19 protein-coding genes are annotated in these 18,612 nt (G+C 73.9%); 11 read left to right on the top strand and 8 right to left on the bottom strand.

Features of this window, described 5'->3' with window-relative positions:
- Positions 1 to 131 precede the first annotated feature (131 nt).
- Complete coding sequence (locus ACFOVU_RS24500; RefSeq protein ID WP_378537344.1) at positions 132 to 941, bottom strand: hypothetical protein; 810 nt, start codon at positions 939 to 941, stop codon at positions 132 to 134.
- Positions 942 to 1,193: 252 nt separating this feature from the next.
- Between ACFOVU_RS24500 and ACFOVU_RS24495 the strand changes: the two genes are divergently transcribed.
- Positions 1,194 to 1,928 carry a FadR/GntR family transcriptional regulator gene (locus ACFOVU_RS24495; protein ID WP_378537342.1) on the top strand — a complete coding sequence of 245 codons (735 nt, stop codon included), beginning with the start codon at positions 1,194 to 1,196 and terminating at the stop codon, positions 1,926 to 1,928.
- Between the two features lie 12 nt (positions 1,929 to 1,940).
- On the opposite strand, the gene ACFOVU_RS24490 is transcribed toward ACFOVU_RS24495, so the two are convergent.
- From ACFOVU_RS24490 to ACFOVU_RS24465, 6 genes are all read right to left on the bottom strand, one after another.
- Entirely contained in the window at positions 1,941 to 2,843 is a 903-nt protein-coding gene (locus ACFOVU_RS24490; RefSeq protein WP_378537340.1) for a carbohydrate ABC transporter permease, read from the bottom strand.
- Positions 2,836 to 3,840 (bottom strand): carbohydrate ABC transporter permease, encoded by a 1,005-nt coding sequence (locus ACFOVU_RS24485; protein WP_378537339.1) that lies wholly within the window; start codon positions 3,838 to 3,840, stop codon positions 2,836 to 2,838. The genes ACFOVU_RS24490 and ACFOVU_RS24485 overlap by 8 nt, the downstream gene beginning before the upstream one ends.
- An 85-nt stretch (positions 3,841 to 3,925) precedes the next feature.
- Complete coding sequence (locus ACFOVU_RS24480; RefSeq protein ID WP_378537337.1) at positions 3,926 to 5,185, bottom strand: ABC transporter substrate-binding protein; 1,260 nt, start codon at positions 5,183 to 5,185, stop codon at positions 3,926 to 3,928.
- Positions 5,186 to 5,211: 26 nt separating this feature from the next.
- Positions 5,212 to 5,964 carry an SDR family NAD(P)-dependent oxidoreductase gene (locus ACFOVU_RS24475; protein WP_378537335.1) on the bottom strand — a complete coding sequence of 251 codons (753 nt, stop codon included), beginning with the start codon at positions 5,962 to 5,964 and terminating at the stop codon, positions 5,212 to 5,214.
- Entirely contained in the window at positions 5,964 to 7,313 is a 1,350-nt protein-coding gene (locus tag ACFOVU_RS24470; RefSeq protein WP_378537334.1) for an enolase C-terminal domain-like protein, read from the bottom strand. The genes ACFOVU_RS24475 and ACFOVU_RS24470 overlap by 1 nt, the downstream gene beginning before the upstream one ends.
- Positions 7,313 to 8,164, bottom strand: a complete 852-nt coding sequence (locus ACFOVU_RS24465) for a fumarylacetoacetate hydrolase family protein (protein ID WP_378537333.1) — start codon at positions 8,162 to 8,164, stop codon at positions 7,313 to 7,315. The genes ACFOVU_RS24470 and ACFOVU_RS24465 overlap by 1 nt, the downstream gene beginning before the upstream one ends.
- A 312-nt stretch (positions 8,165 to 8,476) precedes the next feature.
- Between ACFOVU_RS24465 and ACFOVU_RS24460 the strand changes: the two genes are divergently transcribed.
- From ACFOVU_RS24460 to ACFOVU_RS24440, 5 genes are all read left to right on the top strand, one after another.
- Positions 8,477 to 9,829, top strand: a complete 1,353-nt coding sequence (locus ACFOVU_RS24460; protein ID WP_378537331.1) for an alpha-L-fucosidase — start codon at positions 8,477 to 8,479, stop codon at positions 9,827 to 9,829.
- Positions 9,830 to 9,878: 49 nt separating this feature from the next.
- Positions 9,879 to 10,949 carry an aldo/keto reductase gene (locus tag ACFOVU_RS24455; RefSeq protein WP_378537330.1) on the top strand — a complete coding sequence of 357 codons (1,071 nt, stop codon included), beginning with the start codon at positions 9,879 to 9,881 and terminating at the stop codon, positions 10,947 to 10,949.
- Positions 10,949 to 11,278 carry an L-rhamnose mutarotase gene (locus ACFOVU_RS24450; protein WP_378537329.1) on the top strand — a complete coding sequence of 110 codons (330 nt, stop codon included), beginning with the start codon at positions 10,949 to 10,951 and terminating at the stop codon, positions 11,276 to 11,278. Before ACFOVU_RS24455 ends, ACFOVU_RS24450 begins: the two co-directional genes overlap by 1 nt.
- On the top strand, positions 11,275 to 12,156 hold the full coding sequence (locus tag ACFOVU_RS24445; RefSeq protein ID WP_378537327.1) for an amidohydrolase family protein: 882 nt from the start codon (positions 11,275 to 11,277) through the stop codon (positions 12,154 to 12,156). Before ACFOVU_RS24450 ends, ACFOVU_RS24445 begins: the two co-directional genes overlap by 4 nt.
- Positions 12,157 to 12,222: 66 nt before the next feature.
- Complete coding sequence (locus tag ACFOVU_RS24440; RefSeq protein WP_378537326.1) at positions 12,223 to 13,104, top strand: alpha/beta fold hydrolase; 882 nt, start codon at positions 12,223 to 12,225, stop codon at positions 13,102 to 13,104.
- Positions 13,105 to 13,124: 20 nt separating this feature from the next.
- Here the strand turns inward: ACFOVU_RS24440 and ACFOVU_RS24435 are convergent, their stop codons facing one another.
- Positions 13,125 to 14,090: an NAD(P)-dependent oxidoreductase gene (locus ACFOVU_RS24435; RefSeq protein WP_378537324.1), complete on the bottom strand. Its 966-nt coding sequence runs from the start codon at positions 14,088 to 14,090 to the stop codon at positions 13,125 to 13,127.
- Positions 14,091 to 14,149: 59 nt separating this feature from the next.
- Here ACFOVU_RS24435 and ACFOVU_RS24430 point away from each other — a divergent pair, with 59 nt between their 5' ends.
- From ACFOVU_RS24430 to ACFOVU_RS24410, 5 genes are all read left to right on the top strand, one after another.
- The gene (locus ACFOVU_RS24430; RefSeq protein WP_378537323.1) at positions 14,150 to 14,551 is read left to right on the top strand and encodes a MerR family transcriptional regulator; all 402 of its coding nucleotides are present in this window, start codon (positions 14,150 to 14,152) and stop codon (positions 14,549 to 14,551) included.
- Positions 14,552 to 14,603: 52 nt separating this feature from the next.
- Positions 14,604 to 15,533, top strand: a complete 930-nt coding sequence (locus tag ACFOVU_RS24425) for a LysR family transcriptional regulator (RefSeq protein WP_378537321.1) — start codon at positions 14,604 to 14,606, stop codon at positions 15,531 to 15,533.
- 150 nt (positions 15,534 to 15,683) lie between these two features.
- Positions 15,684 to 16,853 carry an NAD-dependent formate dehydrogenase gene (locus ACFOVU_RS24420; RefSeq protein WP_378537320.1) on the top strand — a complete coding sequence of 390 codons (1,170 nt, stop codon included), beginning with the start codon at positions 15,684 to 15,686 and terminating at the stop codon, positions 16,851 to 16,853.
- A gap of 178 nt (positions 16,854 to 17,031) precedes the next feature.
- Entirely contained in the window at positions 17,032 to 17,955 is a 924-nt protein-coding gene (locus ACFOVU_RS24415) for a universal stress protein (protein ID WP_378537318.1), read from the top strand.
- Positions 17,956 to 18,183: 228 nt separating this feature from the next.
- Positions 18,184 to 18,600 carry an STAS domain-containing protein gene (locus tag ACFOVU_RS24410; RefSeq protein WP_378537317.1) on the top strand — a complete coding sequence of 139 codons (417 nt, stop codon included), beginning with the start codon at positions 18,184 to 18,186 and terminating at the stop codon, positions 18,598 to 18,600.
- The last annotated feature ends 12 nt before the right edge of the window (positions 18,601 to 18,612 follow it).

The following is an 18,612-nucleotide window of genomic DNA, read 5'->3' as shown; positions in this document are numbered from 1 at the left end:
CGAGGCCGCCGCTGCCCGGGCCGATGAGATGGACGACGACTGGGCGGACCTCGCCGACTGCCTCGCGGAAGCCGCCGATGCCCTGCGCGATGCCGGGGACGCCGCGGACCGGGCCGCCTCCACCGCCCCCGTCACGGACGAGCACCGCGGCTGAGGTCGCGGGCGGTGGCGATTCCCGCATCGATCGCCCGCTCCCAGGACATGTAGCCCTCGTGCTGGACGAAGACCTCGCAGATGTTGCCCTCGTCGTCCCAGGCCCTCCACTCGTCGCGGAACGCCGCGCGGTCGTGGAGCCAGGCCAGGGGCACGCCGGGGACGTGGACGTAGAGCGCGCCGCCGCCGTCGAGCTCCAGCAGGAACGCGATCATCCCGGCGCCCTCGGCGTCGATCTCGCGGTCCACGCCGCGGACGAGGATGCCGTGGTCGGCGAGCGCCGCCAGGTAGGCGATCAGCGTTTCCCCGCCGTTGACGTCCATGTCGTCGCTGGTGTCCAGGGGACCGATCACGTCCGGTACGCGCCACACCTCCGCCGCGCCGGTGCCGCCGCTGCGCGGCGCCGTGGCGCCGGGGCCGGCCGGGTCCCGGTCCCGGCGGCGCGCCGCGACCTTGGCCAGCCCCGCTTTGACCGCCGCGTTCCAGCCGAGGTGCCCGTCGCCGTCGACGAAGATCTCGATGGGCACGTCGTCGTCACCGTTGCGCAGCCGTTCCATCGGGACGGCCTCGAACTCCAGGAACAGCGACCAGCCGCCCACGATGTCCAGTTCGAAGGCCACGTCCCGCTCGCGTTCGGTATCGGCCAGGTGATCGACCTCGCGCACCTCGACGCCGTGCTCGGCGAGCGCCCGGATGTAGGCGAGCACGGCCGTGCCGCCGTGCTGCGATACCTCGTCGGCCGCGTCGTCCTCCGCGATCACGTCCTCCATGCGCCACACGCGTGTCACCGCCGTGTCCTCCCTCGCGTCGCCGTGGGCGGCCGTCCCGCCGCGCCCCCTACGATGTCCGCCCCGGCCGTCCGGTTCCGGGGCCGGGCGCATCCGGCGGGGATCTGCGGCGCTCACGGGGCACACCTCGGATCTTCCCGGGCGCCGGATGGGCATAGTGCCGCGATTCACCGTGATTCCGGCGAATACATCCGATGACTGCTGTTACATTGGTGCCCGACCGGAGATCGCCCGGTGGGACGGAGGAGATCCGTGGCCGTCACCGACGAAGCCATCCAGAAGCTGAAGCAGATGATCAACAGCGGGCAGCTGCGCCCCGGCGACCGGCTGCCGCGCGAGCCCGAGCTCGCCGCCATGCTCAGCCTGTCCCGCAACTCCCTGCGCGAGGCGGTCAAGGCCCTCAGCCTGATCAACGTGCTCGACGTCCGCCAGGGCGACGGCACCTATGTCACGAGCCTGCACCCGCGGCTGCTCGTCGACGCCATGGCGTTCGTGGTCGACTTCCACCACGACGACTCCGTGCTGCACTTCCTCGAGGTGCGGCGCATCCTCGAACCCGCCGCGACCGCCATGGCCGCCACGCACATGACCGACGACGCCGCCGCGGAGCTCACCAAGGTCCTCGACGCCCTGCCGCCCGACCCCTCGGTCGAGGAGCTCGTGGCCAACGACCAGGAGTTCCACCGCCGCATCGTCGAAGGGTCGGGCAACCCGGTGCTGTCGTCGCTGGTCGAGAGCCTGTCGAGCCGCACCCACCGGGCGCGGATCTGGCGCGGGGTCACCCAGGGCTCGGCGGTCGAGCGCACGCTCGCCGAGCACCGCGCGATCTGCCAGGCGATCTCCCAGCGCCAGCCCGAGGTGGCCCGCTCCTGGGCGACCGTGCACGTGGCCGGGGTGGAGCAGTGGCTGCGGCAGTCGCTGCACGACGACCTCGGCGCCGACCCCGCCGGCGGCCACCGGCCGGCTGTCCCGCCGGCGGGACACTGACCGCCCGCCGGCTCAGCGGCCCCCGAGCCCCGCGGTGGCGATCCCGCTGACCAGGTGCCGGCGGAGCAGGAGCACGAGCGCCACCGTGGGCACCATCGACACCACCGACGCCGCCATGACCAGGCTCCACTGGCTGCCCTGCTGGCTGAAGAACAGGCTCAGCCCCAGCGGGACCGTCCCCTTGTCCTCCACGCTCGTGGTGATCACCAGCGGCCACAGGAAGCTGTTCCAGTAGGTGATGAAGGTGAACACCGCCAGCACCGCGATCGAGGGCCGGGCCAGGGGCAGCAGCACCGACCAGAAGATCCGCAGCCGTCCGGCGCCGTCGATGGTGGCCGCCTGGTCCAGCTCGCGCGGGACGGTCAGCAGGAACTGGCGCAGCATGAACGTGCCGAACGCGGTGAACGCCCACGGCAGGATCAGCGCCTGGTAGCTGTCGACCCAGCCGAAGTTGAGCATGAGCAGGAACATCGGCACCACCAGGACCTCCTGGGGGAGCATGAGCGTCATCAGGTAGGTCAGGAACACGGAGTCGCGCCCGCGCCAGCGCAGCCGGGCGAAGGCGTAGGCGGCCGTGGTCGACGCCACCAGCACCACCGCCGTGCCCAGCCCCGCCACCAGCAGGCCGTTGAGGATGAACCGGTGGAACGGCAGGTAGCTCATGGCGTCGGTGTAGTTGGCCCACCGGATCTGCGACCCCCACAGCGTGGGCGGGCTGGTGAAGACCTCGCCGGCCGGCTTGAGGGAGGTGGCCACCGTGTAGACGAGCGGGAGCATGAACACCCCGGCCACCGTCCACAGCAGCGCGGCCGACACCGCGTGCCGGACGCGTCCCCGCCGCGGTGCGCCGGTGCGGGGGCGGGGCGCGCGCCGTGCGATACCCGGCGGACGGGCCGCGATGAGCTGGTCAGACATCGTAGTTCACCCATTTGCGCTGGGCCGCGAACTGGACGGCGGTGACGATGAAGATGAGCAGGAAGAGGATCCAGCCCGCCGCTGCGGCGGCGCCCAGTGCGTAGGCGGAGAACCCCTGCCGGTAGATGAACAGCACCAGGGTCTCGGTGGCCAGCCCGGGGCCGCCCCCGGTGAGCAGGTAGGGCTGGGCGAATACCTGGAACGTCGTGATGAGCGTCATCGTGGACGCGAAGAATATGGCGGGTGAGATCATCGGCAGGGTGATGTGGCGGAACCGCGCCCACGCCCCCGCGCCGTCGAGGCTCGCGGCCTCGGTGAGCGAGCGGGGGATGTTGTCGATCGCCGCCGAGAACACCAGCATGTTGTAGCCGAACCCCTGCCACACGCTCATGGCCACCAGCGCGGCCATCGCCCAGTTCTCGTCGCCGAGGAAGTTGGGCGCGGTGGCGCCGAAGACCTGGAAGAGGCCGTCGATGGCGCCCTCGGGCTGGTAGATCATCCGCCAGACCAGGACGTTGGCGACGATGGGCGTGATCACCGGGATGAAGAAGATGACCCGCAGGGTCTGGCGCCCGCGCCGCATGGTGGAGATCCACACGGCCAGGCCGAGCGAGACGACGAGGTTCAGCGGCACGTAGAGCGCGGTGAACAGCAGCGTGTTGAGGATGACCCTCTGGAAGCGCATGCTCCCGGCCAGGGCGAGGTAGTTGTCCAGGCCGACCGGTGAGCGCTCGCCGAACCCCGGCCAGTCGTAGAAGCTGATGAACAGCGACATGGCGATGGGGAAGAGCGTGAACAGCGTGAGCCCGATGAGGCCGGGCCCGGCGAACATGCCCGCTGCGGCGAGCTCGCCGCGGGCGCGCCGCCGCGCGCCGGGCGACGGGGGCCGCCTCGGGGGCGGGACGGCGCCGCGGCCGCTGCGGGTCCGGGCCGGTGTGTCCGGCGTGTGCGGTGCCGATGGGCTGTCGCGCATCGGCAGGTGACTCCCGACGGGCATCGGAGCCTCCCGTGTCGGTGTCGGCCCGAAAGGGGACGGGCGGTGATGGGTGGGCCGCGGGCGCCGGTGCGGCCGCGGGAGGGGGTCAGCCGCGTGCGTGCTCGGACTGGACCTGGCGGAGGATGTCGGCGGCCGGGGTGGCGCCGTTGAAGGCGGGCACCCCGTACTGGATGAGGTCGGTGGTGACCTGGGTCCAGTTGGCGGTGGTGCGCAGGGGTTCGGCGGTGGCGGAGGCCGCGCTCAGCGCCGCGCCCGCCCCGGCGGGCGCGTTGTCGAGCCACGCCTGCTGGGCGGCGGTGCGCGCCGGGAAGGCGCGCCCGGAGGCGGCGAGGTCGGTCAGGACGTCCTGGCCGGTGAGGATCTCGATGGCGGCGTAGGCCTGCTCGGGGACCGGGCAGCTGCGGGAGACCCCGAACCCGGACCCCGCGGAGAGGGTGCGGCTGCCGTCGGGCCCCGCGGGCAGGGGGACCATGCCCAGCTCGAAATCGGTCTGGCTGGAGACGTTGAGGATGTCCCACGGGCCGTCGACCACCATGGCGGTGTTGCCGGCGACGAACTGGTTGACCGGGAACAGCGAGTCGTTGCCGGCCAGCGGCGGCGCCACCTGCTGGTCGTGGACCAGCTCGGTGTACCAGGTGACGCCGTCGACGATCGGGGCGGAGTCCAGGGCCAGGGTGCGGTCGGGGGTGACCGGCTGGGCCCCGCTGTAGGTGAGCACGAGCGGGAACATCTGGGTGTCGGAGGGGAAGGCGCTGACGCCGTGGTCGTCGCCTGCGGTCAGCTCGTGGGCCGCGGCCTCGAAGTCGTCGATGGTCCACCCGGGTTCGGGCTCCGGGACGCCGGCCTCGGCGAAGCGGTCCTTGTTGTAGAGCATGATCAGCGGACCGCTGTCATAGGGCAGCGCGTACTGCCGGCCATCGGCCGCCAGGCCCTCAAGGGCGGCGGGCTCGAAGCCGCCGAGGTCGGTGCCCCGCGCCTCGATGAGGTCGTCGATGGGGCGCATCCCCTCCTGGATCGCGCCCAGCCGCAGGCTCTGTGCGCTCACGATGCACGGCGCGGACTCGGCCGCCATGCGGGTGCCGATCTTGGTGAAGTAGTCGTCGAAGGACGTGGTCTCCAGGTTCACCGTGATGTCGGGGCGGGCCTCGGTGACGGCGTCGGCCGCCCGTTGCCAGGCGTCGCGCTCGGCGGTGCCGCCGGACCACATCATCCAGTTGAGGGTGGTGTGGCCCGAGGCGTCGGTGGAGCCGCCCGCCGAGTCGTCGGGGGCGCACCCGGCCGCCGCGGCCAGCGCCAGGGCCAGGCCCAGGGCGGCGGCCGCCGGGCGGCGCGAGGTCGGTGTCATGGTGGTGGTCTCCTCCCGCTCGCGGGTCAGCTCCTGGGCGGGAGCCGCAGGCCGTGCATGCCGCCGTCGACGGCGAGCACGGTGCCGGTGGTGGCGCCCGACAGGGGGCTGGCGAGGTGGCAGATCGCGTGCGCGACCTCGTCGGCGCTCACCAGGCGGCCGGTGGGCTGGCGGGCGTTGAGCCGGGCGCGTTCGGCCCGGGGGTCGGGGGCGGCGGCGAGCAGCCGCCCCACCCACGGGGTGTCGGCGGTCCCGGGGTTCACGCAGTTGACCCGGATGCCCTGGGGCAGGTGGTCGGCGGCCATGGCCAGGGTGAGCGCCTGCACGGCGCCCTTGGAGGCGGAGTACAGGGCGCGGGCGGGCAGCCCGGCCCACGCGGCGATGGAGCAGGTGTTGACCACGGCGGCGTGGTCGGAGGCGGTCAGGTGGGGCAGGGCCGCGCGCGCGACCCGGACCATGCCCACCACGTTGACGTCGAGGACGTGGTGCCACTCGCTGTCGGTGTTGTCGGCGATGGTGCCCTGGGCGCCGATGCCCGCGTTGTTGATCAGGATGTCCAGGCCGCCGAAGGCTCCGGCGACGCGGGCGACGGCGTCGGCGACGGAGGCGTCGTCGGTGACGTCGGCCTCGACGGCCAGGTGCGGCGCGCCCACACCGGCGACGTCGCGGTCCAGGACCGCGGTGCGGGCGCCGCGGTCGGCGAGCAGGGCGGCGGTCGCGGCGCCGATGCCGGAGCCGCCGCCGGTGACGAGGGCGGTGAGCCCGTCGAATTCGCCCATCAGGGGTGCTCCTTCGCGGCTGCCGTGGCGGAGGGGGCGGGGGCGCCGGGCGCGGGAGCCCAGGCGGGGCCGTGCGGGTAGGCGAACTCGCGCAGCGCGGAGTCGGTCATCTGCGCGGAGAAGCCGGGCATCAGGGGGGCGGTGTAGGAGCCGCCGCGCACGGTCGCGGGGTCGAGGAAGTTCTCGTGCAGGTGGTCGACGTATTCGATGACGCGGTCGCCGATGTCGGCGGAGACCGCGGCGTAGTCGAACAGGGACAGGTGCCGGACGAGTTCGCACAGCCCCACGCCCCCGGCGTGCGGGCAGACGGGCACGCCGAACTTGGCGGCGAGCAGCAGGATCGCGATGTTCTCGTTGACGCCGGCCACGCGGGCGGCGTCGATCTGGAGGACGTCGAGCGCGCCCGCCTGGAGCATCTGCTTGAAGACGACCCGGTTGGGCACGTGCTCGCCGGTGGCGACCTTGACCGGGGCCACCGAGCGGCGGATGGCGGCGTGCCCCAGGACGTCGTCGGGGCTGGTGGGCTCCTCGACCCACCACGGGTCGAACGGGGCGAGCGCGTTGATCCACTCGACGGCGGTGCCGACGTCCCAGCGCTGGTTGGCGTCGACGGCCACCCGGATTTCCGGGCCGACGGCCTCGCGGACCAGCCGCATGCGCCGGACGTCGTGGTCGAGGTCGGCGCCCACCTTCAGCTTGATCTGGGTGAAGCCGTCGGCGACCGCCGCGCGGGAGAGCCGCACGAGCTTGTCGTCGGAGTAGCCCAGCCAGCCGGGGGTGGTGGTGTAGGCGGGGTAGCCCTCGGCGAGCAGGCGGTCGATGCGCTGCGCGCGGCCGGGCTCGGCGCGGCGCAGCAGCTCCAGGGCCTCCTCGGGGGTGAGGGCGTCGGTGAGGTAGCGGAAGTCGACCAGCGCGACCAGCTCCTCGGGGCTCATCCGGGCGAGCAGCCGCCACAGGGGGAGCCCCGCGCGCTTGGCCTTGAGGTCCCATAGGGCGTTGACGGCGGCGGAGACCGCCATGTGCATGACGCCTTTCTCGGGCCCCAGCCAGCGCAGCTGGGAGTCGTGCACGAGCGAGCGCCAGGTGGCGCCCATGTCGCCGAGCACGGAGTCGAGGTCACGGCCCAGCAGGTGCGGGCCGAGCAGGTCGATGGCGGCGACCTGGACGTCGTTGCCGCGGCCGATGGTGAACGCGAAGCCGTGGCCGGTGTGGCCGTCGCCGGCGTCGGTGCCGATCACGAGGTAGGCGGCGGAGTAGTCGGGGTCGGGGTTCATGGCGTCGGAGCCGTCGAGCGTGCGCGAGGTGGGGAAGCGGACGTCGGTGGTGGTGAAGGAGGTGATACGGGCCATCAGGCCGCGCCGATCTCTTGGCGTTGGCGGCCCAGGCCGTCGATCTCGCATTCGACGATGTCGCCCGGGCGCAGGTAGGGCTTGGGGTCGGCCATGCCCAGCGCCACGCCTTCGGGGGTGCCGGTGTTGATGACGTCGCCGGGCTCCAGGACCATGAACTGGCTGAGGTAGTGCACGATCTCGCCGACCCCGAAGATCATGTCGGCGGTGCTGGAGTCCTGCCGCTTCTCGCCGTTGACCCACAGGCGGATGCCGAGGGCGCCGGGGTCGGGCACGGAGTCGGCGGTGACGAGCCAGGGGCCCATGGGGTTGAAGGTCTCGCAGTTCTTGCCCTTGTCCCACTGGCCGCCGCGCTCGAGCTGGAAGGCGCGCTCGGAGACGTCGTGGCAGACGACGTAGCCGGCGACCCGGGTCAGGGCGTCTTCGGGACCGTCGGTGTAGCGGGCGGTGGCGCCGATGACCACGCCCAGCTCGACTTCGTAGTCGGTCTTGGTGCTGCCGCGCGGGACCAGCACGGGGTCGTCGGGGCCGACGACCGTGGAGGCCGCCTTCATGAAGATGATGGGCTCGTCGGGCACGGGCGCGCCGGTCTCGGCGGCGTGGCGGCGGTAGTTCAGCCCGATGCAGACGATCTTTCCGGGGCGCGGGACCGGGGCGCCGATACGGGTGGTGCCGGGCTCCGCCGCCAGCACGGGCAGGCGGCCCTGGTCGACGGCGGCGCGGGCGAGGCCGATCTCCTCGGGGGTCACGGGGACGGCCGGGAGGACCCCGCCGAGGTCGAGCAGGGTTCCGTCGTCGGTGCGGACGGCGGGCCGTTCGTGCCCGAGGGGGCCGACGTGCAGCAGCTTCATGAACGCTCCAGACATCCGATGTTAAGCGTGGGCAAGGTAACAGACATCCGATGAAACGCGCAATGGTCGCCGGTGAATCGATGTGGACGATCCATCGGTTCGCCAACAACGGGCCGTGGATCAGCGGTTATCCACATATTCGCTGAGGGGGTCGCGGTCTCGCGATCATTGACGTCGCGGCGGGAACATCGTATGTTTCACGGTGTCCTGCGTCACTCCCTGACCGGCGCTGCGGCTCCGGTCCGCGACGCGCGACCCGGCCGCCCCGCCGCCACCGGGCGGCGGCGCCCCCGACCGTGAGGAAGACACCCCATGGCGATGTTCACGACCGACCCCACGCGCCAGGCGGAGTTCGCGCGATTCGCCCGCGAGGTCCCCTCCTGGTACCGCGACGCGAAGTTCGGGATCTTCGTGCACTGGGGCGCCTACTCCGTGCCCGCGTGGGCCGAGCCGATCGGCGAGCTCGGCACCATCGACCGCCCCACCTGGTTCCGGCACAACCCCTACGCCGAGTGGTACGCCAACACCGTCCGCATCGACGGCAGCCCCGCGCAGGAGCACCAGCGGCAGGCACACGGCGGCGCCCCCTACGACGACTTCCTCGACCAGTGGGGCGCCGAGGAGTTCGACCCCGACGCCATGGTCGCCCTCTTCGCCCGCACCGGCGCCCGCTACGTCGTCCCCACCTCCAAGCACCACGACGGCATCGCCCTGTGGGACGCCCCCGGCACCGGCACCCGCAACACCGTGCACCGCGGCCCCCGCCGCGACCTCATCGGCGAGTTCGAGCAGGCGTCGCGCCGGGCCGGCCTGCGCTTCGGCGTCTACTACTCCGGCGGCCTGGACTGGAACTTCAGCGACCACCCGCCGATCACCGACGACCACTTCCAGAGCCGGCGCCCGCTGGGCGAGGACTACAACGCCTTCGCCTACGCCCACGTCAAGGACCTCATCGACCGCTACCGCCCCGACGTGCTGTGGAACGACATCGAGTGGCCCGACTCCGGCAAGCGCGAAGGCCCGGGCGGCCTGGTCGAGCTGTTCGACCACTACTACGCCACCGTCCCGCACGGCGTCGTCAACGACCGGTGGGGGCTGACCCACTGGGACTTCCGCACCAGCGAGTACCAGCAGGGCACCGAATCCGAGAACTCCGGGATGTGGGAGAACACCCGCGGCATCGGCTTCTCCTTCGGCTACAACCGGGTCGAGGACGAACGCCACTACCTCGACGGCCCCGGCGTGCTGCGCCACCTGGTCGACGTCGTCTCGCGCGGCGGCAACCTGCTGCTCAACGTCGGTCCCGACTCCGCCGGGCGGCTGCCCGCGCAGCAGAGGGCGGCGCTCGAGGCGGTCGCCGAATGGACCGCGCTCAACGGCGGAGCGGTCTTCGACAGCACCGTGCTCGACCCCGCCATCGGCGCGCCCGGCGCCGATCCGTGGGTGCGCTGGACCCGCACCGGCGGCCACGCCAACGCCTTCGTCGACGCCGCGGGCACCGTCGCCCTGGCCGGCGACCCCGGCGCCTTCGACCTCTCCGCCGCCCGGACCCCCGGCGGCGCCCCGGTCCCGGCGCGCGGCGAGGACGGCCGCATCGTCGTCGACCTGCCCGCCGCCGCGGTCCCCGGCCCCTCCGTGGTCGTGCTCCCCCTGGCGGGCCGGTGACCCGCGGCCGCAGCCCCCGGTGTCCGCAGCGCGACGAGGAGGCCCCCGCATGACCGGCCACGACCGGCCCCCCGCGGCCGCCCGTCCGCTGGGCCGCGGCGGGCTGCGGGTGGGCCCCTACTCCTTCGGCGGTGCCCAGCTCGGCAACCTCGGCCGCCCGGTCCCCGACCACGAGTGGACCGGCGCCGTCCTCGCGGCCTGGGCCGGCGGGGCGCGCTACTTCGACGTCGCCCCCCACTACGGCCTGGGGCTGGCCGAGCGCCGGCTCGGCGCCGCCCTGGCCGGCCTGCCCGCGGCCGACGGCGCCATCGTCTCGACCAAGGTCGGCCGGCTGCTCGCCCCCGGCCCGGGAACGGGCACCGACCCCGAGGGCTTCGCCGTCCCCGACACCGCCGTGCGCGTCCACGACTTCAGCCGCGACGGCGTTCTGCGCTCCCTCGAGGCGAGCCTGGAGCGCCTGGGCCGCGACAGCGTCGACATCCTCTTCGTCCACGACCCCGACCACCACTACCGCGAGGCCATGGAGGGCGCGTTCCCCGCGCTGGAGGAGCTGCGCTCCCAAGGCGTCATCCGCTCCTACGGGGCGGGCATGAACCAGTCGGAGATGCTCACCCGGTTCGTCCGCGGCACCGACCTCGACGTCGTCCTGCTCGCCGGCCGCTACACCCTGCTCGAACAGGGGGCCCTCGACGACCTGCTGCCCGAATGCGCCCGCCGCGGGGTCTCGGTCGTGGCCGGGGGCGCGTTCAACTCCGGGCTCCTGGCCACCGAGCACCCCGCGCCCGGCGCCGCCTACAACTACGCGCCCGCGCCCGAGGAGCTGGTCCGGCGCGCCCGCGCCATCGCCGCCGTGTGCGAGCGCCACGGCACCACCCTGCCCGCCGCCGCGGCCCGGTTCCCGCTCGGCCACCCGGCCGTCGCAACGGTCTGCCTGGGCTCCTACTCCGCCGGGCAGGCCGCCCGCAACGCCGCGCTCTTCGCCGACCCCGTCCCCGGCGACCTGTGGGCCGACCTCGCCGGCTCCGGGCTCCTGCGCGCCGACGCCCCATGGCCCGGCCCCGCCGGCCCGGGCGAAGTCCCCGGCCCCGACACCGCCGCCCAGGAAGGACACCCCGCCTGATGCGCGTCGCCCTGCACTCCCTGCTGCGCGAAGGCCAAGAGGACGGATACGAGTCCGCCCACCGGCGCATCCCCGACGACCTCGATGCCGCCTTCCGCCGGGTGGGGATCCACGACTGGACCATCTGGCGCAGCGGCCGCCACCTGTTCCACGTGGTCGACTGCGACGACTTCGCCGCCGCGATGGACGCCCTCGACTCCGACCCCGCCAACCTCCGCTGGCAGGCGTTCATCAGCCGCTACGTCGACCACTTCGTCACCGTGGACGACGGCGGCACCGCCCTGCCCGAGGTATGGCGGCTGCGCCGCCAGCGGGGGGAGGGTACGTGAGCGTGATCGACGCCCACCAGCACTTCTGGCGACTGTCTCCGGGGCGCTACACCTGGCTGGGGCCCGGCGACGCCCCGATCGCCCGGAGCTGGGACGAGCACGACCTCGCCCCGCTGATCGAGGGCACCGGTGTGACCCGCACCGTCCTGGTGCAGGCCGAGAACTCCCGCGCCGACACCGACGACATGCTCGCGGCCTGCGACCGCTGGCCCGTCGCCGCGGCGGTCGTCGGCTGGGTCCCCCTGGAACGCCCGGCCGAGGCGGCGGCGGAGCTGGAACGGCGCACCGCCGACCCCCGCTTCGTCGGCGTCCGCCACCTCAACCACAACGAGCCCGACCCCGACTGGCTCGTGCGGCCCGATGTGGCCGAGAGCCTGCGGCTGCTGCCGCCGCACGGCCTGACCTTCGACATCGTCGCCATCGGCGAACGCGACCTCGCCCACGTGGCCGCCCTCGCCGACCTGCTGCCGGATCTCACCATCGTCGTCGACCACCTGGGCGCACCGCCGATCGCTGGCGGCGACCCGGGCCCCTGGGCGGCGGCCCTGGCCGAGGCCGCCGCCCGGCCCAACGTCGTCGCCAAGGTCTCCGGGCTGGGGACGCTCACCGGCACCCCCGACTGGACCGCGGAAGCGCTGCGGCCCTTCACCGACCACGCTCTGCGCGCCTTCGGCGCCGGGCGGCTGATGTTCGGCGGCGACTGGCCCGTGTGCGAGCTCGCCGGCGGCTACCGCCGCGTCCGCGCGGCCATCGACGCCTGCACCGCCGACTGGCCCCCCGCCGACCGCGCCCGCCTGTTCTCCGGCACCGCAACGGAGGTCTACGGCCTGGCCGGGCTCCTGGGGGAGACCGGGCAGGGCCTGCCTCAGGGCCGGTAGGACTCTGTGATCGACCGTCGTGACCGGATTGGCTAAATTGGTCACGACACCGATCCGGGGAGCGCGATGACCGCCGATGCCTTCCGCGACCATCGCGACCTCGCCCTGCCGGGCGGCCCGCTCCGGGTCTACGAGGCCGGCCCCGCCGCGGGGCGCCCGGTCGTGCTGCTGCACGGCGCGATGCTCGACACCGCCCCCTTCACCTGGCGGCACCTCATGCCGGTCCTTGCCCGCGACCACCGGGTCATCGCGCCCGACCTGCCCCGCCACGGGGGCTCGCGCCCCTGGAGCGGCACCCTGGACCAGGCGCGGCTGTCCGCCGTCCTGACCGGGCTGCTTGACCGCCTGGAGGTGGAGCGCGCCGACCTTGTCGGGCTCTCGATGGGCGGTGGCCTGGCGATCGGCCACGCACTCGACCACCCCGAGCGGGTGCGCTCGGTCGTCGCCTCGGCCCCGGGCGGGGTCGAGGCGCGGCGGCCGGCGCAGTTCGCCACCTGGCTCGTGTCGCGGTCGGACGCCCTGCTGCGCTGGTCGGCGGCCTGGGTTGCGGCGTCGCCCGCGCTGCTGCGCCGGTCCATGGAGCGCAGCCTGGCCGCGGGCGCCCGGACCCCCGATTTCGCCGGCCTGATGGCGCTCGCCGGGGCCGAGGCGCGGCTCCAGGGGGAGCACCGCCAACGGGTGCTGGACGACTGGCAGATCGTGGCCTACGGGCCGCGGCGGATGCGGTTCGACCTGTCCCCGCGGCTGCCGGAGCTGGTCCCGCCCTCGCTGTGGCTCCACGGCGAACACGACCACCTCGTCCCCGCCGAGGCCGTGCGCCGCGCCGCCGCGGCGGCACCCGGGGGCCGGTTCGTGCCGATCGCGGGCGCGGGCCACCTGGCCCCTCTCGACCGGCCCGGCCGGTTCGCGGAGCTGGTCACCGCCTTCCTCGCCGACGCGGCGGGCTGAGGCGGGAAGCCCCGGGGGCGTCAGTCCGATGCCGGGGGCGTCGCCGTGCGGACCAGGAGCTCCGTCAGGCGGGACACGCTGTCGGCGCCGTGGCCCGCGTCGATCCCCCGCCGTGCCACCGCCGTGGCGGCGCTGATCACCCCGTCGTCCAGCCCTCGGGCCCGGGTGGCGTGCACGACGTGCTCCATCCCCGCGGTGATGGACCGCAGGCTCGACACCTCGTCGGGGTGCTCGCCGGAGTCCACGTTGGCGGCGATGCCGTCGATGGTCCCGGGGAGCAGCTCGTGGATCCCCTTGGCGAAGGGGGCCAGCTCCCGCGCGGGGATCCCCTCGGCCGCCGCGAGGGCGAAGCCGTGCGTGAGGCCGCTCACCGCGGTCCAGAACATGTCGAGCAGGGCCACGTCGAAGGCCGCGGCGCGGCCGGGGTCGGCGCCGAGGTGGACGTGGCGCGGGCCGATGGCGGCCAGCGTCGCCCGATGCGCCTCGTAGAGCTTCTCCTCTCCGCTGTAGAGGACCTGGGCGGCGGGGCCGCCGATCGTCGTGGTGGGCGTCATGATCGACCCGTCGAGGTAGCCGATGCCCCGCTCGGCCGCCCACGCCGCCATCTCCCGCGCCCTGCCGGGGGAGTCCGCCGTCAGGCTGACCAGGGCGCGGCCGGCGAGGGCGCCGGCGGCGGGGTCGACGATGGCGTGGACCGCGTCGTAGTCGATCACGCACACGATCACCAGGGGGCTCGCGGCCGCCGCTTCGGTGGCGCTCGCCGCGTGCCGCGCGCCCCGCTCCACCAGCGGACCGGCCTTGCCGGGGGAGCGGTTCCACACGGTGGTGGGGTGGCCCGCCGCCAGGAAGGCGCCGGCCAGCGCGGCGCCCATGGGGCCCAGGCCGAGGACCGTGACCGGCCGGCCGGCGGCGCCCTCGGTGTGGTCGTCGCCGGGGTGTTCGTGGAGGTCGTCGGGGGTGCTGTGGTCGTGTCGTCCGTCCGTCATGGCCCATAAGCTAGAGCTTCACGTCGACGTCAGAGTCAACGTCCTGTGTCGGAGGTCACATGCGCATCGGAGAGCTGGCCGGGCGGACCGGAGTCAGTGAGCGGGCGCTCCGCTACTACGAGGAACAGGGGCTGCTCCACCCGGCGCGGCGGCCCAGCGGCTACCGCGAGTACGCGGAGTCCGACGTCGCCACCGTCCGCCATATCCGCACCCTGCTGGCCGCGGGCCTGGGCACGGCCGTGATCGCCGAAGTGCTGCCGTGCATGTCCGACGACAGCGGGGAGATCGCGCTCGCCTGCGGGGAACTCGCCGAAGGGCTCGCCCAGGAGCGCGAACGGATCACCGAGGAGGTCGAGGAGCTGCTCGCGGCCCGCGCCATCCTCGACGACATCATCGCCCGGCCGGTCTCCCCCCTGCCCTATGGCGGTGACGGAGCGCCGGTCGCCACCGCGGCCTGCTGACCGGCGGCGCCCGCGCCTGGACGCGCGCCGCCCGCCCGGTCCATGCTGGACCGTGCTGCTTCGACAACTGGAGTACCTGGTGGCGCTCGCCCGCGAGCGGCACTTCGCCCGGGCCGCCGACGCCTGCCACGTCTCCCAGCCCTCGCTGTCGGCCGGGATCCGCAAGCTCGAACGGGAACTGGGCGTGCCCATCGTGCGCCGCGGCAACCGCTTCGCCGGGCTCACCCCCGAGGGGGAGCGCGTCCTGCTGTGGGCGCACCGCATCCTCGCCGAGCGCGACGGCCTGCGCCAGGACCTCTCCGCCATGCGCACCGGCCTGTCCGGGGTCCTGCGCGTGGGCGCCATCCCCACCGCGCTGACCGCCGCCTCCCTGCTCACCGCCCCGTTCTGCGACCGGCATCCGCACGCCCGCGTGACGCTGGAATCGCTCTCCTCCCGCGAGATCGCCCGCCGTCTCGCCGAGTTCGAGCTCGACGCCGCCATGACCTACGTGGACGACGAAGAGCTGGACGGTGTGCGCGCGGTGCCGCTGTACGAGGAGCGGTACGTGCTGCTCACCCCCAACGACGGCGAGCTCGCCGACCGCGCCTCCGTCCGCTGGTCGGAGGTGGCGGCCCTCCCGCTGTGCCTGCTCTCCCCGCGCATGCGTAACCGCCGGATCCTCGACGGCTTCTTCGCCGCCGCCGGCGCCACCGTCGTGCCCGCCATCGAGACCGACACCGTCTCGGCGCTTTATGCGCACGTGGCCACGCACCGGTGGTCGAGCGTGATCGCCCACGCCTGGCTGCACATGTTCGGGGTGCCCGAGGGGATGCGCGTGGTGCGGCTCGCGGACCCGGCCGTGTTCCCGCAGATCGGCCTGGTGGTCGCCGACCACCGCCCGGAGTCGCTGCTCGCCGAGGCGCTGCTGGAGACCGCCCGCGAAGCCGACGTGCGCGGCGACCTCGAGCGCCTGCTGCACGGCTACCTGGCCCGCCCCTGACCCGCCCGGCCGTCGCGCCGCAGGTGGGGAAGGCGCCGGCCGGCGCCATAGAAACCGGCTATCCCGCCATAGAGAAGTTCGCTTTGACCTGCGCCTTCGGCGGAGGGGAGCCTCGGTACCACGTACTCGCCACGAGTTGGGAGCCCTGCAATGGCGAAGGTGCTGTGTGTGCTCTACGACGACCCGGCCGACGGCTACCCGTCGTCCTACGCGCGCGACGACCTCCCCCACATCGCGCACTACCCCGGCGGCCAGACCCTCCCCACCCCCTCGGGGACCGACTTCACACCGGGCCACCTGCTCGGCAGCGTCTCGGGTGAACTGGGCCTGCGCGCCTTCCTGGAGGCCCAGGGCCACACCCTGGTCGTCACCTCCGACAAGGAGGGCCCGGACTCCGAGTTCGACCGCGAGCTCCCCGACGCCGACATCGTCATCTCCCAGCCGTTCTGGCCCGCCTACCTCACCGCCGAGCGGATCGCCCGGGCGCCCCGGCTGAAGCTCGCCGTGACCGCCGGAATCGGCTCCGACCACGTCGACCTGGACGCCGCCATCGCCCACGGCGTCACCGTCGCCGAAGTGACCTACTGCAACTCCATCTCGGTCGCCGAACACGTCGTGATGATGATCCTCTCGCTGGTCCGCAACTACCTGCCCGCGAACCGGATCGTGCTCGACGGCGGCTGGAACATCGCCGACGCCGTGTCGCGCTCCTACGACCTGGAGGGCATGCACGTCGGCACCGTGGCGGCGGGCCGGATCGGCCTGGCGGTCCTGCGCCGGCTCGCCCCGTTCGACGTCCACCTGCACTACACCGACCGGCACCGCCTGCCGCGCGAGGTGGAGGAGGAGCTGAACCTCACCTTCCACCCCAGCGCCCGCGAGATGGCCCCCGTCTGCGACGTGGTGACCGTCAACGCCCCGCTGCACCCCGAGACCGAGGGGCTGTTCGACGACGCGCTCATCTCGACCATGAAGCGCGGCGCCTACCTGATCAACACCGCCCGCGCGCGCATCGCCGACCGCGACGCGGTGGTGCGGGCCCTGGAGAGCGGGCGGCTCGCCGGGTACGCGGGCGACGTCTGGTACCCGCAGCCGGCGCCCGCCGACCACCCGTGGCGCACCATGCCGCACCACGGGATGACGCCGCACATCTCCGGCTCCTCGCTGTCGGCGCAGGCCCGCTACGCGGCCGGCACCCGGGAGATCCTGGAGTCGTGGCTGTCGGGCACCGCGATCCGCGACGAGTACCTGATCGTCGACGGCGGCGGGCTCGCCGGCGCCGGGGCGCACTCCTACTCCACCGGGGGCACCAAGGCCTGACCCCGCACCGCGGCACGGCCGGCGCGCGACCGCCACGCCCGCCCGTCGTGCCGCCGCCGACCGCCCCGGAACGGCCCGCCGCCGGTCCGGGGCGGTCGGCGTTGCGAGACACCGTTGCGCGCCCGCGCGTTCGTCATCGGCGCCCATGGGTAGTGGGCGGAGACGCAAAGGAGGGGTGATGACCAGCGCGAACATCGAATCGGAGGGTGTCGAAGCGGTTCCGGGAGAGGTCGTCGTCGGTATCGACGGCTCCGAAACGGGGCTCGCCGCGCTCGACTGGGCCGCCCAGGAGGCCGTCGACCGCGGGGTCTCCCTGCGGATCCTGCACGCGCTCAGCATGCCGCTGATAGCGGTGCCGCTGGCGGCCCCGGTCCGCATGCCCGAGACCCCCGAGATCGTCGAACGGGCCAAGGGGCTCCTGACCCACGCCGTCGACCGGGTCACCGAGCGGTGGCCCGATCTCTCCGTGCGCACCCAGATCTCGACCCTCGCCGCCGCGCAGGCCCTGCTGGCCGCCGCGAAGGACGCCGGCCTGGTCGTCGTCGGCTCGCGCGGCCTGGGGGCGGTGGGCGCGATCTTCCTCGGATCGGTCAGCGTCCGCGTCTCCGCGCACGCCACCTGCCCCACGGCGGTCGTCCCGCCGGACGGGCCGCCGAGCGCGCTGCGGGAGCGCCCCGTCATCGTCGGCGTCGACGGTTCCGCGGCGTCCGCTGTGGCGCTGGGCGTGGCCCTGGAGGAAGCGGCCCACCGCGGCGTCGGCGTGACGGTGCTCGACGCCTGGCACACCCCGGCCCCCGTCGACCTGCTGATGTACGACACCGAGGTGCCCAGCCCGACCCGTGACCGGGCCGAGGAGCGCGTGGTCGAGCAGATCGACCGGATGGTGGCCGAGGCGCGCACCGATGCGACCGCCCACGTCCTGGTGGAGGTCAAGGCCGTCGTGGACCACGCGGCACGGGCGCTGCTGGAACAGGGCTCCGACGGCGGGCTCATCGTGGTCGGCTCGCGGGGGCGGGGCGGGTTCGCCGGCCTGCTGCTGGGCTCGGTGAGCCACGCAGTGCTGCACCACACGACCGTCCCGGTGATCGTCACCCGGGCCTGAGCCGGGGCGCGATCGGGCCGGGAAGGCGCGGCGGAGTCTTCGCCGGAAGCGGGCCCCACCGCGGGGAACGGCGACGATTTCCCGGTATCGCCTTCCGATCCGGTGGCGGCTCCCGGGCGAGACGATCGGATCGGGTCGCAACTACCGGGTTGCGGGGGACCTTCGTCCCTCGCATGAGCGCACGCATGGCGTCAAGGTGGAGACGAGACCACACAAGGGGATACGACGATGACCACCGGCAAGGACGGCACGCCCGGCGGAGCGGCGGGCCAGGCCCGGCGCTCCCGCGGCGCGCGGGCCGACGTCGTGCACGCGGCCCGTGGCCGCGCGCTGGTGACGGTGTCGGGCGAACTGGACTTCGCGACCGCCGACGCCGTGGCGGCCGAACTCGTCCACGCGGCCCTGACCGCCGGGCCCAGCATCGAGGCCGACGTCTCCCGCGTCGGCTTCTGTGACGCCTACGGGCTGGCGGCGCTCCTGCGCGCCGCGGCGTGGGCGGAGTGCGTGGGAGGGGCGCTGACCCTGCACGGCGTGGGCCCCGATCTGGACCGTCTCCTGGCGATCACGGCGACGGCGGCCCGCTTCGGCGCCCCGACCGCGGCGGAGCCCGTCCTTCCTGCGCCCGGACCGCCTCCGGGAGGGTGAGCACCGCGCGCC

Origin of the sequence: Nocardiopsis sediminis (assembly GCF_042650565.1) — a bacterium.
Classification (GTDB): Bacteria; Actinomycetota; Actinomycetes; order Streptosporangiales; family Streptosporangiaceae; genus Nocardiopsis_B; species Nocardiopsis_B sediminis.
This window is presented reverse-complemented; position numbering and strand designations above follow the sequence as displayed.

Coding starts and splice junctions, on each gene's coding strand:
- ACFOVU_RS24455 (WP_378537330.1), top strand. CDS start 9,879: ATGACCGGCCACGACCGGCCCCCCGCGGCCGCCCGTCCGCTGGGCCGC.
- ACFOVU_RS24465 (WP_378537333.1), bottom strand. CDS start 8,164: ATGAAGCTGCTGCACGTCGGCCCCCTCGGGCACGAACGGCCCGCCGTC.
- ACFOVU_RS24480 (WP_378537337.1), bottom strand. CDS start 5,185: ATGACACCGACCTCGCGCCGCCCGGCGGCCGCCGCCCTGGGCCTGGCC.
- ACFOVU_RS24475 (WP_378537335.1), bottom strand. CDS start 5,964: ATGGGCGAATTCGACGGGCTCACCGCCCTCGTCACCGGCGGCGGCTCC.
- ACFOVU_RS24470 (WP_378537334.1), bottom strand. CDS start 7,313: ATGGCCCGTATCACCTCCTTCACCACCACCGACGTCCGCTTCCCCACC.
- ACFOVU_RS24460 (WP_378537331.1), top strand. CDS start 8,477: ATGGCGATGTTCACGACCGACCCCACGCGCCAGGCGGAGTTCGCGCGA.
- ACFOVU_RS24485 (WP_378537339.1), bottom strand. CDS start 3,840: ATGCCCGTCGGGAGTCACCTGCCGATGCGCGACAGCCCATCGGCACCG.
- ACFOVU_RS24415 (WP_378537318.1), top strand. CDS start 17,032: ATGACCAGCGCGAACATCGAATCGGAGGGTGTCGAAGCGGTTCCGGGA.
- ACFOVU_RS24430 (WP_378537323.1), top strand. CDS start 14,150: ATGCGCATCGGAGAGCTGGCCGGGCGGACCGGAGTCAGTGAGCGGGCG.
- ACFOVU_RS24435 (WP_378537324.1), bottom strand. CDS start 14,090: ATGACGGACGGACGACACGACCACAGCACCCCCGACGACCTCCACGAA.
- ACFOVU_RS24450 (WP_378537329.1), top strand. CDS start 10,949: ATGCGCGTCGCCCTGCACTCCCTGCTGCGCGAAGGCCAAGAGGACGGA.
- ACFOVU_RS24410 (WP_378537317.1), top strand. CDS start 18,184: ATGACCACCGGCAAGGACGGCACGCCCGGCGGAGCGGCGGGCCAGGCC.
- ACFOVU_RS24490 (WP_378537340.1), bottom strand. CDS start 2,843: ATGTCTGACCAGCTCATCGCGGCCCGTCCGCCGGGTATCGCACGGCGC.
- ACFOVU_RS24420 (WP_378537320.1), top strand. CDS start 15,684: ATGGCGAAGGTGCTGTGTGTGCTCTACGACGACCCGGCCGACGGCTAC.
- ACFOVU_RS24440 (WP_378537326.1), top strand. CDS start 12,223: ATGACCGCCGATGCCTTCCGCGACCATCGCGACCTCGCCCTGCCGGGC.